The organism is Rhizobium sp. SRDI943 (assembly GCF_057653695.1).
On sequence record NZ_CM172787.1, the window covers coordinates 1,444,104 to 1,457,541 of the forward strand.

Annotated in this window: 24 protein-coding genes; all 24 read left to right on the plus strand. The window is 59.6% G+C overall.

The window, feature by feature from the left end; all coding sequences use genetic code 11:
• Positions 1-34: 34 nt before the first annotated feature.
• The 24 genes from tuf (at position 35) to AC245Y_RS07370 (ending at position 13,295) form a co-directional block, all read left to right on the plus strand.
• Complete coding sequence (gene tuf, locus AC245Y_RS07255; RefSeq protein WP_012757012.1) at positions 35-1,210, plus strand: elongation factor Tu; 1,176 nt, start codon at positions 35-37, stop codon at positions 1,208-1,210.
• A gap of 154 nt (positions 1,211-1,364) precedes the next feature.
• Positions 1,365-1,673 (plus strand): 30S ribosomal protein S10, encoded by a 309-nt coding sequence (gene rpsJ / locus AC245Y_RS07260; RefSeq protein ID WP_003547547.1) that lies wholly within the window; start codon positions 1,365-1,367, stop codon positions 1,671-1,673.
• 39 nt (positions 1,674-1,712) lie between these two features.
• Complete coding sequence (rplC, locus tag AC245Y_RS07265) at positions 1,713-2,354, plus strand: 50S ribosomal protein L3 (protein ID WP_003558542.1); 642 nt, start codon at positions 1,713-1,715, stop codon at positions 2,352-2,354.
• Positions 2,355-2,367: 13 nt separating this feature from the next.
• Complete coding sequence (rplD, locus tag AC245Y_RS07270) at positions 2,368-2,988, plus strand: 50S ribosomal protein L4 (RefSeq protein ID WP_003547549.1); 621 nt, start codon at positions 2,368-2,370, stop codon at positions 2,986-2,988.
• The gene (locus AC245Y_RS07275; RefSeq protein ID WP_003547550.1) at positions 2,985-3,278 is read left to right on the plus strand and encodes a 50S ribosomal protein L23; all 294 of its coding nucleotides are present in this window, start codon (positions 2,985-2,987) and stop codon (positions 3,276-3,278) included. Before rplD ends, AC245Y_RS07275 begins: the two co-directional genes overlap by 4 nt.
• Before the next feature lie 11 nt (positions 3,279-3,289).
• Positions 3,290-4,126, plus strand: coding sequence for a 50S ribosomal protein L2 (gene rplB, locus AC245Y_RS07280; RefSeq protein WP_012757021.1), 837 nt, complete (start codon positions 3,290-3,292; stop codon positions 4,124-4,126).
• A gap of 15 nt (positions 4,127-4,141) precedes the next feature.
• Positions 4,142-4,420, plus strand: a complete 279-nt coding sequence (rpsS, locus tag AC245Y_RS07285) for a 30S ribosomal protein S19 (RefSeq protein ID WP_003547552.1) — start codon at positions 4,142-4,144, stop codon at positions 4,418-4,420.
• A 2-nt stretch (positions 4,421-4,422) separates the two neighbouring features.
• Positions 4,423-4,812 carry a 50S ribosomal protein L22 gene (gene rplV, locus AC245Y_RS07290; RefSeq protein WP_003547553.1) on the plus strand — a complete coding sequence of 130 codons (390 nt, stop codon included), beginning with the start codon at positions 4,423-4,425 and terminating at the stop codon, positions 4,810-4,812.
• Positions 4,812-5,543 carry a 30S ribosomal protein S3 gene (gene rpsC / locus AC245Y_RS07295; protein WP_003547554.1) on the plus strand — a complete coding sequence of 244 codons (732 nt, stop codon included), beginning with the start codon at positions 4,812-4,814 and terminating at the stop codon, positions 5,541-5,543. Before rplV ends, rpsC begins: the two co-directional genes overlap by 1 nt.
• Positions 5,544-5,579: 36 nt before the next feature.
• Entirely contained in the window at positions 5,580-5,993 is a 414-nt protein-coding gene (rplP, locus tag AC245Y_RS07300) for a 50S ribosomal protein L16 (RefSeq protein ID WP_003547555.1), read from the plus strand.
• 11 nt (positions 5,994-6,004) lie between these two features.
• Positions 6,005-6,205, plus strand: coding sequence for a 50S ribosomal protein L29 (rpmC, locus tag AC245Y_RS07305; protein ID WP_003558545.1), 201 nt, complete (start codon positions 6,005-6,007; stop codon positions 6,203-6,205).
• 12 nt (positions 6,206-6,217) lie between these two features.
• On the plus strand, positions 6,218-6,457 hold the full coding sequence (gene rpsQ, locus AC245Y_RS07310) for a 30S ribosomal protein S17 (protein WP_003547557.1): 240 nt from the start codon (positions 6,218-6,220) through the stop codon (positions 6,455-6,457).
• Between the two features lie 258 nt (positions 6,458-6,715).
• Positions 6,716-7,084: a 50S ribosomal protein L14 gene (gene rplN, locus AC245Y_RS07315; RefSeq protein ID WP_003547558.1), complete on the plus strand. Its 369-nt coding sequence runs from the start codon at positions 6,716-6,718 to the stop codon at positions 7,082-7,084.
• A gap of 11 nt (positions 7,085-7,095) precedes the next feature.
• Positions 7,096-7,404: a 50S ribosomal protein L24 gene (rplX, locus tag AC245Y_RS07320; protein WP_003547559.1), complete on the plus strand. Its 309-nt coding sequence runs from the start codon at positions 7,096-7,098 to the stop codon at positions 7,402-7,404.
• Positions 7,397-7,954: a 50S ribosomal protein L5 gene (gene rplE, locus AC245Y_RS07325; RefSeq protein WP_003547560.1), complete on the plus strand. Its 558-nt coding sequence runs from the start codon at positions 7,397-7,399 to the stop codon at positions 7,952-7,954. Before rplX ends, rplE begins: the two co-directional genes overlap by 8 nt.
• A gap of 32 nt (positions 7,955-7,986) precedes the next feature.
• The gene (gene rpsN, locus AC245Y_RS07330; RefSeq protein ID WP_003547561.1) at positions 7,987-8,292 is read left to right on the plus strand and encodes a 30S ribosomal protein S14; all 306 of its coding nucleotides are present in this window, start codon (positions 7,987-7,989) and stop codon (positions 8,290-8,292) included.
• 12 nt (positions 8,293-8,304) lie between these two features.
• Positions 8,305-8,703: a 30S ribosomal protein S8 gene (gene rpsH / locus AC245Y_RS07335; RefSeq protein ID WP_003547562.1), complete on the plus strand. Its 399-nt coding sequence runs from the start codon at positions 8,305-8,307 to the stop codon at positions 8,701-8,703.
• 42 nt (positions 8,704-8,745) lie between these two features.
• Positions 8,746-9,279 carry a 50S ribosomal protein L6 gene (rplF, locus tag AC245Y_RS07340; protein ID WP_003547563.1) on the plus strand — a complete coding sequence of 178 codons (534 nt, stop codon included), beginning with the start codon at positions 8,746-8,748 and terminating at the stop codon, positions 9,277-9,279.
• A 12-nt stretch (positions 9,280-9,291) separates the two neighbouring features.
• The gene (rplR, locus tag AC245Y_RS07345) at positions 9,292-9,654 is read left to right on the plus strand and encodes a 50S ribosomal protein L18 (RefSeq protein ID WP_003547564.1); all 363 of its coding nucleotides are present in this window, start codon (positions 9,292-9,294) and stop codon (positions 9,652-9,654) included.
• A 131-nt stretch (positions 9,655-9,785) separates the two neighbouring features.
• Complete coding sequence (gene rpsE, locus AC245Y_RS07350; protein WP_003547565.1) at positions 9,786-10,355, plus strand: 30S ribosomal protein S5; 570 nt, start codon at positions 9,786-9,788, stop codon at positions 10,353-10,355.
• Positions 10,356-10,369: 14 nt separating this feature from the next.
• A complete protein-coding gene (rpmD, locus tag AC245Y_RS07355; protein ID WP_003547566.1) occupies positions 10,370-10,579 on the plus strand; it encodes a 50S ribosomal protein L30 in 210 nt (69 codons plus the stop codon).
• 16 nt (positions 10,580-10,595) lie between these two features.
• Positions 10,596-11,072, plus strand: a complete 477-nt coding sequence (rplO, locus tag AC245Y_RS07360) for a 50S ribosomal protein L15 (RefSeq protein WP_003547567.1) — start codon at positions 10,596-10,598, stop codon at positions 11,070-11,072.
• A gap of 235 nt (positions 11,073-11,307) precedes the next feature.
• Entirely contained in the window at positions 11,308-12,648 is a 1,341-nt protein-coding gene (gene secY, locus AC245Y_RS07365; RefSeq protein ID WP_012757022.1) for a preprotein translocase subunit SecY, read from the plus strand.
• Positions 12,645-13,295 (plus strand): adenylate kinase, encoded by a 651-nt coding sequence (locus AC245Y_RS07370; protein ID WP_012757023.1) that lies wholly within the window; start codon positions 12,645-12,647, stop codon positions 13,293-13,295. The genes secY and AC245Y_RS07370 overlap by 4 nt, the downstream gene beginning before the upstream one ends.
• The last annotated feature ends 143 nt before the right edge of the window (positions 13,296-13,438 follow it).

Here is a 13,438-nt window from a genome sequence, read left to right on the forward strand (position 1 = left end):
TCCCTTCGGGGACTAGCAAAACGGAGACCCGAAAATGGGAAAGAGTAAGTTTGAGCGCAACAAGCCGCACGTCAACATTGGCACGATTGGCCACGTTGACCACGGTAAGACGTCTCTGACGGCAGCGATCACGAAGTACTTCGGTGAGTACAAGGCGTACGACCAGATCGACGCGGCTCCGGAAGAAAAGGCGCGTGGCATCACGATTTCGACGGCGCACGTTGAATACGAGACGCCGGCCCGCCACTACGCCCACGTCGACTGCCCCGGCCACGCCGACTACGTCAAGAACATGATCACCGGTGCTGCCCAGATGGACGGCGCGATCCTGGTGTGCTCGGCCGCTGACGGCCCGATGCCGCAGACGCGCGAACACATCCTGCTGGCTCGCCAGGTTGGCGTTCCGGCGATCGTGGTGTTCCTGAACAAGGTCGACCAGGTTGACGACGCCGAGCTTCTCGAACTGGTCGAGCTCGAAGTTCGCGAACTGCTGTCGTCCTACGACTTCCCGGGCGACGATATCCCGATCGTCAAGGGTTCGGCGCTTGCTGCTCTTGAAGATTCGGACAAGAAGATCGGCGAGGATTCGATCCGCGAACTGATGGCTGCTGTCGACGCCTACATCCCGACGCCTGAGCGTCCGATCAACCTGCCGTTCCTGCTGCCGATCGAAGACGTGTTCTCGATCTCTGGCCGCGGTACGGTTGTGACCGGCCGCGTCGAGCGTGGTATCGTCAAGGTTGGCGAAGAAGTCGAGATCGTCGGCATCCGTCCGACGACGAAGACGACGGTGACCGGCGTTGAAATGTTCCGCAAGCTGCTCGATCAGGGCCAGGCCGGCGACAACATCGGCGCGCTGATCCGCGGCGTTACCCGTGATGGCGTTGAGCGTGGCCAGATTCTGTGCAAGCCGGGTTCGGTCAAGCCGCACAAGAAGTTCATGGCTGAAGCCTACATCCTGACGAAGGAAGAGGGTGGCCGTCATACGCCGTTCTTCACCAACTACCGTCCGCAGTTCTACTTCCGCACGACCGACGTGACGGGCATTGTGACGCTGCCGGAAGGCACGGAAATGGTCATGCCGGGCGACAACGTCACGGTATCGGTCGAGCTGATCGTTCCGATCGCGATGGAAGAAAAGCTGCGCTTCGCGATCCGCGAAGGCGGCCGCACCGTCGGCGCCGGTATCGTCGCGTCGATCGTCGAGTAATTCGCGGCTGGGCCACCTGGCCCAAGGAAAGGATAGGGACGCCGATCTCGGTGTCCCTCTCGATCTTTGAAACCGGTGGCCCGCTAACGTAACTGAAGGTAAGCCGTGTCCCTAAGTGGTGACACGCGGATAACAGACACAAGGATAAAGTCGAATGAACGGCCAGAATATCCGCATCCGCCTGAAGGCGTTCGATCACCGGATTCTCGACGCCTCCACGCGTGAGATCGTATCGACGGCTAAGCGCACCGGTGCAAGCGTCCGGGGCCCCGTTCCGCTTCCGACCCGCATCGAGAAGTTTACGGTCAACCGGTCCCCGCACATCGACAAGAAGAGCCGCGAACAGTTCGAGATGCGCACGCATAAGCGCCTTCTCGATATCGTTGACCCGACCCCGCAGACGGTAGACGCGCTGATGAAGCTCGATCTCGCCGCCGGTGTCGATGTTGAGATCAAGCTCTGAGACCTCGGGTCTTCGGGCTGAGTGAGAAGGATTGAACCGATGCGTTCAGGTGTGATTGCACAGAAGGTGGGAATGACCCGCGTCTATAACGACGCCGGCGAGCATGTCCCGGTAACGGTACTGCGTATGGAGGCCGTCCAGGTCGTTGCCACGCGCACTGTCGAAAAGAATGGCTATACCGCAGTTCAGCTCGGTGCCGGCCAGGCGAAGGTAAAGAACACGTCGAAGGCGATGCGCGGCAACTTTGCCATTGCCAACGTCGAGCCGAAGGCCAAGGTCACTGAATTCCGCGTTTCGGAAGACAACCTGCTGGAGATCGGCACGGAGATCAAGGCGGGCCACTTCGCAGCTGGCCAGCTGGTCGACGTGACGGGTACGACGATCGGCAAGGGTTTTGCCGGCGCCATGAAGCGTCACGGCTTCGGCGGTTTGCGCGCCACGCACGGTGTGTCGGTTTCGCACCGCTCGCACGGTTCGACTGGCTCGCGCCAGGATCCGGGCAAGGTTTTCAAGAACAAGAAGATGGCTGGTCACATGGGCCAGACGCGCGTCACGACGCAGAACCTGGAAGTGGTTTCGACCGATGAAGATCGCGGTCTGATCCTGATCAAGGGTGCTGTCCCTGGTTCCAAGGGTGCCTGGATCATCGTGCGCGACGCCGTCAAGTCGGCCGCGAAGTAAGGGAGCCAGATCAATGGAATTCAACGTCAAGACCCTCGAGGGAAAAGACGCCGGGAAGGTTTCCCTTTCGGACGCGATTTTCGGCCTCGAGCCCCGCGAAGACATTCTCGCCCGCGTCATCCGCTGGCAGCTTGCCAAGAAGCAGCAGGGCACGCACAAGGCTAAGGGCCGCGCGGAAGTTTCGCGCACCGGCGCCAAGATGTACAAGCAGAAGGGTACGGGCCGCGCCCGCCACCATTCGGCTCGCGCTCCGCAGTTCCGCGGCGGCGGCAAGGCTCACGGCCCGGTTGTCCGCAGCCACGAGCACGATCTTCCGAAGAAGGTTCGTGCACTCGGCCTTCGCCACGCCCTTTCGGCCAAGATCAAGGCCGATGACGTCATCGTCATCGACAACCTGGTTGCCGCTGAAGCCAAGACCAAGTCGCTCGCGTCCGTTTTCGAGACGCTCGGCCTGACCAACGCCCTCTTCATCGGCGGCGCAGAGCTTGATGGCAACTTCAAGCTTGCAGCTCAGAACATCCCGAACATCGATGTTCTGCCGATCCAGGGCATCAACGTTTACGACATCGTGCGCCGCGGCAAGCTCGTGCTTTCCAAGGCTGCGGTTGAAGCGCTAGAGGAGCGATTCAAGTGACCGATCTTCGCCACTACGATGTGATCGTCTCTCCGGCGATCACCGAAAAGTCCACGCTGGTATCCGAAAACAACCAGGTTGTATTCAATGTCGCCAAGCAGGCGACGAAGCCGGAAATCAAGGCTGCGGTCGAGGCGCTGTTCGGCGTCAAGGTCACGGCTGTCAACACTCTGCTGCGCAAGGGCAAGACCAAGCGGTTCCGCGGTTTCGTCGGCAAGCAGAAGGACGTGAAGAAGGCTGTTGTGACACTGGCTGAAGGCCAGACGATCGACGTCTCCACCGGTCTCTGAGGTATAAGAAAATGGCATTGAAAACTTTCAATCCGATCACCCCGAGCCAGCGCCAGCTGGTCATCGTCGACCGCTCGGCCCTCTACAAGGGCAAGCCGGTCAAGGCGCTGACGGAAGGTCTGACCAAGAGCGGCGGTCGTAACAACCTCGGTCGCATCACCGCCCGCTTCATCGGCGGGGGTCACAAGCGCACCTATCGTCTGATCGACTTCAAGCGTCGCAAGTTCGACGTCGAAGGCACGGTCGAGCGTATCGAATACGATCCGAACCGCACGGCTTTCATCGCGTTGGTGAACTATGCTGACGGCGAGAAGGCTTATATCATCGCTCCTCAGCGCCTCGCTGCCGGTGACAAGGTCATCGCTTCCGAGAAGGCTGTCGACGTCAAGCCCGGCAACACCATGCCGCTGCAGTTCATCCCGGTCGGCTCCATCATCCACAATGTGGAAATGAAGCCGGGTAAGGGTGGTCAGATCGCTCGCTCCGCCGGTGGCTACGCACAGCTCGTCGGCCGCGACCAGGGCATGGCGATCCTTCGCCTGAACTCCGGTGAACAGCGTCTCGTTCATGGCTCCTGCCTTGCTTCGATCGGCGCCGTCTCCAACCCTGATCACGCCAACATCAACGACGGCAAGGCCGGTCGTACCGTTTGGCGCGGCAAGCGCCCGCATAACCGCGGTGTCGTCATGAACCCGGTCGACCATCCGCACGGCGGTGGCGAAGGCCGCACCTCCGGTGGTCGCCATCCGGTGACACCGTGGGGCAAGCCGACCAAGGGCAAGCGCACCCGGTCGAACAAGTCGACCGACAAGATGATCATGCGCTCGCGTCATCAGCGTAAGAAGTAAGAGAGGAAGTCTCCAATGGCTCGTTCAGTATGGAAAGGTCCGTTCGTTGACGGCTATCTTCTCAAGAAGGCTGAGAAGGTTCGTGAAGGCGGTCGCAGTGAAGTGATCAAGATCTGGAGCCGTCGCTCCACGATCCTGCCGCAGTTCGTCGGTCTCACCTTCGGCGTCTACAACGGCAGCAAGCATATCCCGGTCAGCGTCAATGAAGACATGGTCGGTCACAAATTCGGTGAATTCTCTCCGACCCGCACCTACTACGGTCACGGCGCGGACAAGAAGGCGAAGAGGAAGTAACAATGGGCAAGGCAAAAGCCGAACGCCGGCTGAAGGACAACGAGGCGCAAGCAGTCGCCCGCACGCTCCGCGTCAGCCCCCAGAAGCTCAACCTGGTTGCTGCGGCTATCCGCGGCAAGAAGGTCGAGCGCGCACTCGCGGAGCTGGAGTTCTCCCGCAAGCGCATCGCAGGCGCCGTCAAGAAGACGCTTGAATCTGCGATTGCCAACGCCGAGAACAACCACGATCTCGACGTCGACTCGCTGGTTGTCGCCGAGGCCTATGTCGGCAAGTCGATCGTCATGAAGCGTTTCCACGCTCGTGGCCGCGGTCGCGCGTCGCGCATTGAAAAGCCCTTCGCGCACCTGACGATCGTGGTTCGTGAAGTGCAGGCAGCAGAGGAGGCCGCATAATGGGTCAGAAAATCAATCCAATCGGTTTCCGCCTCGGCATCAACCGTACCTGGGATAGCCGCTGGTTTGCGGACAATGCCGAGTACGGCCAACTGCTGCACGAAGACCTGAAGATGCGCAAGTTCGTCATGAGCGAACTGAAGCAGGCCGGGATCTCCAAGGTGGTTATCGAGCGTCCGCACAAGAAGTGCCGCGTCACGATCCACTCGGCACGTCCGGGCCTGATCATCGGCCGCAAGGGCGCAGACATCGACAAGCTCCGCAAGAAGCTGTCGGAGATGACGAATTCGGAAACGCACCTCAACATCGTCGAAGTGCGCAAGCCCGAAGTCGATGCGACGCTGGTCGCTCAGTCGATCGCCCAGCAGCTCGAGCGTCGCGTGGCTTTCCGCCGCGCTATGAAGCGCGCCGTTCAGTCCGCGATGCGTCTTGGCGCCGAGGGCATCAAGATCACCTGCGCCGGCCGTCTCGGCGGCGCTGAAATCGCCCGTACGGAATGGTACCGCGAAGGTCGTGTGCCGCTGCACACGCTGCGCGCAGACATCGACTACGGCACGGCTGAAGCAGAAACCGCTTTCGGCATCTGCGGCATCAAGGTCTGGATCTTCAAGGGCGAAATCCTTGAGCATGATCCGATGGCTTCCGAGCGCCGCGCGATGGAAGGTGACGCCCAGGGTCCGGCAAGCCGTGATCGTGACCGCGACAGAGACCGTCGCCGCGACAACGCTTGATAGCGCGCGTGGCAGAGAAGTTCGGAGAATAAGAAAATGTTGCAGCCAAAGCGTACCAAGTACCGCAAGCAGTTCAAGGGCCGCATCAAGGGCGTCGCCAAGGGCGGTTCTGACCTGGCATTCGGCGAATTCGGCCTGAAGGCACAGGAACCCAACCGCGTCAACGCGCGCGAGATCGAAGCGGCCCGCCGCGCGATCACGCGTTATATGAAGCGCGCCGGCCGTGTATGGATCCGCGTGTTCCCGGACGTTCCGGTAACCAAAAAGCCGACCGAAGTCCGTATGGGTAAGGGTAAGGGCTCCGTTGAATACTGGGCATGCAAGGTCAAGCCCGGCCGTATGATGTTCGAGATCGACGGTGTCAGCGAAGAAATCGCCCGTGAGGCGCTTCGCCTCGGCTCTGCCAAGCTCTCGGTCAAGACGCGCTTCGTTCAGCGCATTGCAGAGTAAGGAATGAGCTCATGAAAGCCTCAGACGTTCGCGCGTTCACCGCCGACCAACTCAAGGACGAGCTTGCCAAGCTGAAGAAGGAGCAGTTCAACCTGCGCTTTCAGAAGGCGACCGGCCAGCTCGAAAAGTCCTCGCGCATCAACGAAGTTCGCAAGGACATCGCCCGCGTGAAAACCATTGCCCGCCAGAAGGCGGCAGAAGTTAAGGCCTAAAGGAAGAAAAATATGCCGAAGCGCATCCTGCAGGGCGTCGTCGTTGGCGACAAGAACGAGAAGACGGTAGTGGTTCGTGTCGAGCGTCGTTTCGCTCACCCACTGCTCCAGAAGACCGTTCGTCGTTCCAAGAAGTACAAGGCCCACGACGAGAACAACCAGTACAAGATCGGCGATACCGTATCCATCGAGGAATGCGCGCCCATCTCCAAGGACAAGCGCTGGACGGTGATTTCCGCCCAGGGCAAGTAACAGAATTTTGCGCGAGGCCTTGCGTCTCGCCGAAATATCTGTATGAAGCAGCGTCAGAACGCTCGAATGCCGGGCGTTCTTTTGCTTTGAGCGCACGGAAGGTCCCGTTCGGGAAACCACCCTGGCACGATCGACCCCGCGCTATTCAGCTATTGCCGCGTCTGTGCTGCCTCACGGCAGCTCGGCCGGCGAAAATTTTCATAAGCCGGAGTAGGGGGCTAGCCCAACCATTCCGGTAAACCAAGAAGGCGACCTGATATGATTCAGATGCAAACAAACCTCGACGTCGCGGATAATTCCGGCGCACGTCGTGTCATGTGCATCAAGGTGCTGGGCGGCTCGAAGCGCAAGTATGCCTCGATCGGCGACGTCATCGTCGTTTCGATCAAGGAAGCGATCCCGCGCGGCCGTGTGAAGAAGGGTGACGTGATGAAGGCGGTTGTCGTTCGCACCGCCAAGGACATCCGTCGTGCAGATGGCTCCGTCATCCGCTTCGACACCAACGCAGCAGTCCTCATCGACAACAAGAAAGAGCCGATCGGCACCCGTATCTTCGGACCGGTTCCGCGCGAACTTCGCGCCAAGAACCACATGAAGATCATCTCGCTGGCTCCCGAAGTACTGTAAGGAGCGAAGCGATGCAGAAGATTCGTAAGGGCGACAAGGTCGTCATGCTCGCTGGCAAGGACAAGGGCCGTACCGGCGAAGTTGTCCAGGTCATGCCGAAGGAAGATCGTGCCGTTGTTCGTGGCGTCAACGTCGTCAAGCGCCACCAGCGCCAGACGCAGACCCAGGAAGCCGGCATCATCAACAAGGAAGCCCCGGTTCACCTGTCCAACGTTGCAATCATCGACAAGGATGGCAAGCCGACCCGCGTCGGTTTCAAGGTTGTTGACGGCAAGAAGGTCCGTGTGGCCAAGCGTTCTGGAGAAGTGATCGATGGCTGAGGCAAAATATGAGCCGCGGCTCAAGAAGGAATATGTCGAGCGCATCCGCAAGGCGTTGCAGGAGCAGTTCTCCTACGCCAATGAGATGATGATCCCGAAGCTCGACAAGATCGTGATCAACATGGGTGTCGGCGAAGCGACCGCTGACTCGAAGAAGCCGACGGTGGCTGCCGCCGACCTCGCAGCGATTGCCGGCCAGAAGCCGGTCATCACCCGCGCACGTAACTCTATCGCAGGCTTCAAGGTCCGCGAACAGATGCCGATCGGCGCCAAGGTCACCCTGCGCGGCGCCCGCATGTACGAGTTCATGGACCGTCTCGTGAACATCGCGCTCCCGCGCGTTCGCGACTTCCGCGGCCTGAACCCGAAAAGCTTTGACGGCCGTGGCAACTTCGCCATGGGCATCAAGGAGCACATTGTGTTCCCTGAGATCAACTACGACAAGGTTGATCAGATGTGGGGCATGGACATCATCGTTTGCACGACGGCGACGACCGACGACGAGGCACGGGCTCTTCTGAAAGAGTTCAGCTTCCCGTTCCGTCAATAACCGTAACGACGAGCGTAGAAAAGGAACCTGACATGGCGAAGACAAGCGCAGTTGAAAAGAACAAGCGCCGCCGTACTACGGTCGCTAACCAGGCCGCTAAGCGGGCTGGGTTGAAGGCGATCATCATGAACCAGGCTCTTCCGATCGAAGAGCGGTTCAAGGCCTCGATCAAGCTGGCATCCCTGCCGCGTGATGGATCGAAGACCCGTATTCGCAACCGTTGCGAAGTTTCGGGGCGTCCGCGCGCATATTACCGCAAACTGCGCATGTCGCGTATTGCGCTGCGTGAACTCGGCAATCTCGGCAAGGTGCCGGGTATCGTCAAGTCGAGCTGGTAAGGAGCAGGTTACATGACAATGACTGATCCGTTGGGCGATATGCTCACTCGCATCCGTAACGGTGCTTCTCGCCGCAAGTCGTCGGTTTCGACGCCTGCTTCGAAGCTCCGTGCACGTGTTCTCGATGTTCTGCAGTCCGAAGGCTACATCCGTGGCTATTCCGTTGTCGATTTCGGCAATGGCAAGTCGGAACTCAGCATCGAGCTGAAATATTATGAAGGCGCATCGGTGATCCGTGAGATCGGCCGTGTGTCCAAGCCGGGCCGCCGGGTTTATGTCTCGGTCAAGTCCATTCCGCAGGTCGCGAACGGTCTCGGCATCACCATCCTTTCGACTCCGAAGGGTGTGATGGCCGATCACCAGGCTCGCGAACAGAACGTTGGTGGCGAGGTTCTTTGCTCGGTCTTCTAAGATTGGGCAGGGATCTCCATAGCGAACAGACAGGATTGAAACATGTCTCGTATCGGTAAAAAGCCCGTTCAGGTGCCTGCTGGGATCACGGCTACGGTCGATGGCCAGAAGGTGACTGCAAAGGGCCCGAAGGGCGAGCTGTTTTTCGTTGCTAACGACGAAATCAGCCTCAAGCTTGAAAATAACGCCGTCGTCGTGACGCCGGTGAACCAGACCAAGGATGCGCGGTCAAAGTGGGGCATGTCCCGCACGATGATCGAAGGCATCTTCAAGGGCGTCAAGGACGGTTTCGAGCGCAAGCTTGAAATCAACGGCGTCGGTTACCGCGCCGCCATGCAGGGCAAGAACCTGCAGCTGGCCCTCGGTTTCAGCCACGACGTGATCTACGAGCCGCCGGTCGGTATCTCGATCGTTGTTCCGAAGCCGACGGAAATCGTCGTCAGCGGCATCAACAAGCAGCAGGTCGGTCAGGTTGCCGCCGAAATCCGCGAATATCGCGGTCCCGAGCCCTACAAGGGCAAGGGCGTCAAGTACGCTGACGAGCGGATCGTCCGCAAAGAAGGCAAGAAGAAGTAAGGATCACGCGAAATGGCTAGCAGGAAAGAAGCACTTGCACGTCGTGCCAACCGCGTGCGCCGTCATCTCAAGTCGGTGGCCAATGGCCGTCCGCGCCTGTCGGTTCATCGCTCCTCGAAGAACATCTACGCCCAGGTCATCGATGACGTGGCCGGCAAGACGCTTGCGTCTGCCTCCACCCTCGAGAAGGATCTGCGCGGTTCTCTGAAGACCGGTGCCGATACCGCCGCCGCTACCGTTGTGGGCAAGCTCCTCGCCGAGCGGGCCTCCAAGGCCGGTGTTACGGAAGTCGTGTTCGACCGTGGCGCCTTCATCTATCACGGCCGCATCAAGGCTCTCGCCGAAGCGGCCCGCGAAGGCGGTCTCACCTTCTGATCAGTTTCCGGCCGGACGCCTCAAGCGCCGGCCGGATTTTCGCCGGACCGCAGGCACTCTCCGAAAGGGGAGGCTAATGCGGTCCACATTTGTTTGCCGATTGCACCCGGAAAAGAAAAAGGAAGAGGACAATGGCACAGGAAAGAAGGCCGCAGCGGGACGACCGCCAGAGCCGTGAAGAGCGCGATAGCGAATTCGTCGACAAGCTTGTCGCGATCAACCGCGTCGCCAAGGTCGTCAAGGGCGGCCGTCGTTTCGGTTTTGCAGCACTCGTCGTCGTTGGCGACCAGAAGGGCCGCGTTGGCTTCGGCCATGGCAAGGCACGTGAAGTACCGGAAGCCATCCGCAAGGCAACCGAAGCCGCTAAGCGCGAACTGATCTTCGTACCGCTGCGTGACGGCCGTACGCTGCATCACGACGTTCACGGCCGCCACGGCGCCGGCAAGGTTCTGCTGCGCTCGGCCAAGGTCGGTACCGGCATCATCGCGGGCGGTCCGATGCGCGCCGTATTCGAAACACTCGGCATGCACGACGTCGTCGCCAAGTCGACCGGTTCGTCGAACCCCTACAACATGGTTCGCGCCACCTTCGACGCTCTGAAGCACCAGGTTCACCCGAAGGACATCGCAGCTCAGCGCGGCATCAAGTATGCAACGCTGCAGGCTCGTCGTAGCGCCTCCGGCAACGCCTCTGAAGAATAAGAGGAGTTTGACAGATGGCCAAGGCTACTAAGAAGGCTGAAGCGAAGACTGTCACGATCGAACAGATCGGCAGCCCGATTCGCCGTCCGGATGTCCAGCAGCGCACGCTGATCGGTCTCGGACTGAACAAGATGCACCGTCGCCGCACGCTGGAGGATACTCCTTCCGTTCGTGGCATGATCCGTGCTGTCCAGCATCTCGTTCGCGTCGTCGACGAGAAGTGAGACGGAGGAAACGCTCATGAAACTCAATGAAATCAAGGACAACGAAGGCTCGACCCACAGCCGCAAGCGCCTCGGCCGCGGTATCGGCTCGGGCTCGGGCAAGACTGGTGGTCGCGGCGTGAAGGGTCAGAAGTCCCGTTCAGGCGTCGCCATCAACGGCTTTGAAGGCGGCCAGATGCCGATCTATCGTCGCCTGCCGAAGCGTGGCTTCAACAACATTTTCGCTTCCGATTTTGTTGTCGTGTCGCTGGCCCGTATCCAGACGGCGATCGACGCCGGCAAGCTCGATGCCAAGACGACCGTTGACGCAGCTGCCCTCAAGGCTGCTGGTGTCATCCGCCGCGTCAAGGACGGCGTTCGCGTTCTCGCCGACGGCGAGATCAAGGCCAAGATCACCATCGTCGTTGCAGGCGCCTCCAAGCCTGCCGTCGAGAAGATCGAAAAGGCCGGCGGCACCGTGACGCTGCTTTCGGCTCCCGCTGCAGCCGAATAAATAATCTGATGATATATCGCCCGGAGTGCTTCACACCGGGCGATTTTGCTCCCATATGTGGGCCTCACAAAAACTTGGCTGGCGCGCCCGCGTCATGCCGGTAAGACTCGAAAACAAGGGTGAGGCAAGGGGTTGCGCCGCAATCCGTCCTGAGCCCGGTTTTGAATAATTTCATACTGATTCCGGGTCCGGTCTGTCCCCCAGAGACGCCGGAATTGGTAGCGCGGAGAAACGCATGGCTTCTGCAGCGGAACAATTGGCATCCAACCTCAATTTTTCGACCTTCGCCAAAGCCGAGGATTTGAAGAAGCGCTTGTGGTTCACACTGGCAGCTCTCCTCGTCTATCGACTCGGCACGCATATTCCGCTTCCAGGCCTCAATCCTGAAGCCTATGCCCAGGCTTTCCGCGGCCAGTCAGGCGGCATTCTCGGCCTTTTCAACATGTTCTCGGGCGGCGCTGTTCAGCGCATGGCGATCTTTGCGCTCGGCATCATGCCCTATATCTCCGCTTCGATCATTGTGCAGCTCATGACCTCGGTCGTGCCGGCGCTCGAAAACCTGAAGAAGGAAGGCGAGCAGGGCCGTAAGATCATCAACCAGTATACCCGCTATGGTACCGTTATCCTCGGTGCGCTCCAGGCCTATGGCATTGCCGCCGGCCTTGAAAGCGGCCAAGGCCTCGTCGTCGAGGCCGGCTGGTTCTTCCGCGTCTCCACCGTTCTGACGCTGCTCGGCGGCACGATGTTCCTGATGTGGCTCGGTGAGCAGATCACCTCGCGCGGCATCGGCAACGGCATCTCGCTGATCATTTTCGCCGGCATCGCCGCCGGCCTTCCGACAGCTCTTGCCGGCACGCTTGAACTCGGCCGCACCGGGGCGCTGTCGACCTTCCTCATTCTGCTCGTCATCATCGTCGCGATCGCCGTCATCGGCATCATCGTCTTCGTCGAGCGCGCCCAGCGCCGGCTGCTGATCCAGTATCCGAAGCGTCAGGTTGGCAATCGGATGTTCCAGGGCGATACCTCGCATCTGCCGCTGAAGTTGAACACGTCAGGCGTCATTCCGGCAATCTTCGCGTCGTCGCTGCTGCTGCTGCCGGCAACGGTCGCCGGTTTCGCCAACACCTCGGCAATGCCCTCCTGGGTGACATCGATCGTCGCGGCCCTCGGCCACGGTCAACCGCTCTATATGGCGCTGTACGGCGCGCTGATCGCCTTCTTCGCCTTCTTCTATACGGCCATCGTCTTTAATCCGAAGGACACGGCCGACAATCTGAAGAAGCATGGCGGCTTCATTCCCGGCATCCGTCCGGGCGAGCGCACCGCCGAATATATCGACTACGTGCTGACCCGAATCACGGTGATCGGTGCGCTCTATCTCGTCTTCGTCTGCATCCTCCCAGAGATTCTGGTGTCGCAAACCGGCATTCCATTAGCCCTTGGTGGGACTTCGCTTTTGATCGTGGTTAGCGTAACTCTTGATACGGTTGCACAGATCCAGGGTCACCTGATCGCGCAGCAATACGAAGGCCTGATCAAGAAATCGAAGTTGCGTGGAGGAAAGAGGGGGCGATGAGACTTATCCTTTTGGGGCCGCCGGGCGCGGGTAAGGGAACCCAGGCCCAGCGGATCGTGGAAAAGCACGGCATTCCGCAGCTTTCCACTGGAGACATGCTGCGTGCTGCTACCGAAGCTGGCACAGAGGTGGGGAAACGCGCCAAGGCGGTCATGGACGCCGGCAAACTCGTCTCTGATGAGATCGTCATCGCCATCGTCTCTGAGCGAATCGATCAGCCCGATTGCGCCAACGGCTTCATTCTCGATGGTTTTCCTCGCACACTCGTGCAGGCCGATGCCACCGAGGGGATGCTAAAGTCCAAGGGTCTTGACCTCTCAGTGGTTATCGAGTTTCGCGTCGACGACAAGGAACTCATCCGTCGGGTGGATGGTCGATATACCTGCGTTCAGTGCGGCACTGTCTATCATGACACTGACAAGCTCCCGGCCAAGGAAGGTGTTTGCGACAAGTGCGGTTCGACTCACTTCAAACGCCGTCCTGATGACAACGCCGAGACCATGATCAAGCGTCTCGAGGTCTACTACAAGGAAACCTCGCCGCTGATCGGCTATTACCATGCCAAGGACAAACTCAAGTCCGTGGACGGCATGGCAGAAATCGATCAGGTGACCGCCGAGGTCGAAAGCATTCTTTCCAAGCTTTAAGGCTTTGAAAATAAACTTGGCGGAACGGTTGCTTTTCAGCAGTGATTCCGCTAAACACCGCGCCAACTCGCGACATTCCATGCGATCGGCGCGGATTTCCCAGGGAAGTCCGGGTGCGGTCGTTTTGACATGTTACGGACGTA

Coding starts and splice junctions, on each gene's coding strand:
- tuf (WP_012757012.1), top strand. CDS start 35: ATGGGAAAGAGTAAGTTTGAGCGCAACAAGCCGCACGTCAACATTGGC.
- rpsJ (WP_003547547.1), top strand. CDS start 1,365: ATGAACGGCCAGAATATCCGCATCCGCCTGAAGGCGTTCGATCACCGG.
- rplC (WP_003558542.1), top strand. CDS start 1,713: ATGCGTTCAGGTGTGATTGCACAGAAGGTGGGAATGACCCGCGTCTAT.
- rplD (WP_003547549.1), top strand. CDS start 2,368: ATGGAATTCAACGTCAAGACCCTCGAGGGAAAAGACGCCGGGAAGGTT.
- rplB (WP_012757021.1), top strand. CDS start 3,290: ATGGCATTGAAAACTTTCAATCCGATCACCCCGAGCCAGCGCCAGCTG.
- rpsS (WP_003547552.1), top strand. CDS start 4,142: ATGGCTCGTTCAGTATGGAAAGGTCCGTTCGTTGACGGCTATCTTCTC.
- rplV (WP_003547553.1), top strand. CDS start 4,423: ATGGGCAAGGCAAAAGCCGAACGCCGGCTGAAGGACAACGAGGCGCAA.
- rpsC (WP_003547554.1), top strand. CDS start 4,812: ATGGGTCAGAAAATCAATCCAATCGGTTTCCGCCTCGGCATCAACCGT.
- rplP (WP_003547555.1), top strand. CDS start 5,580: ATGTTGCAGCCAAAGCGTACCAAGTACCGCAAGCAGTTCAAGGGCCGC.
- rpmC (WP_003558545.1), top strand. CDS start 6,005: ATGAAAGCCTCAGACGTTCGCGCGTTCACCGCCGACCAACTCAAGGAC.
- rpsQ (WP_003547557.1), top strand. CDS start 6,218: ATGCCGAAGCGCATCCTGCAGGGCGTCGTCGTTGGCGACAAGAACGAG.
- rplN (WP_003547558.1), top strand. CDS start 6,716: ATGATTCAGATGCAAACAAACCTCGACGTCGCGGATAATTCCGGCGCA.
- rplX (WP_003547559.1), top strand. CDS start 7,096: ATGCAGAAGATTCGTAAGGGCGACAAGGTCGTCATGCTCGCTGGCAAG.
- rplE (WP_003547560.1), top strand. CDS start 7,397: ATGGCTGAGGCAAAATATGAGCCGCGGCTCAAGAAGGAATATGTCGAG.
- rpsN (WP_003547561.1), top strand. CDS start 7,987: ATGGCGAAGACAAGCGCAGTTGAAAAGAACAAGCGCCGCCGTACTACG.
- rpsH (WP_003547562.1), top strand. CDS start 8,305: ATGACAATGACTGATCCGTTGGGCGATATGCTCACTCGCATCCGTAAC.
- rplF (WP_003547563.1), top strand. CDS start 8,746: ATGTCTCGTATCGGTAAAAAGCCCGTTCAGGTGCCTGCTGGGATCACG.
- rplR (WP_003547564.1), top strand. CDS start 9,292: ATGGCTAGCAGGAAAGAAGCACTTGCACGTCGTGCCAACCGCGTGCGC.
- rpsE (WP_003547565.1), top strand. CDS start 9,786: ATGGCACAGGAAAGAAGGCCGCAGCGGGACGACCGCCAGAGCCGTGAA.
- rpmD (WP_003547566.1), top strand. CDS start 10,370: ATGGCCAAGGCTACTAAGAAGGCTGAAGCGAAGACTGTCACGATCGAA.
- rplO (WP_003547567.1), top strand. CDS start 10,596: ATGAAACTCAATGAAATCAAGGACAACGAAGGCTCGACCCACAGCCGC.
- secY (WP_012757022.1), top strand. CDS start 11,308: ATGGCTTCTGCAGCGGAACAATTGGCATCCAACCTCAATTTTTCGACC.
- AC245Y_RS07370 (WP_012757023.1), top strand. CDS start 12,645: ATGAGACTTATCCTTTTGGGGCCGCCGGGCGCGGGTAAGGGAACCCAG.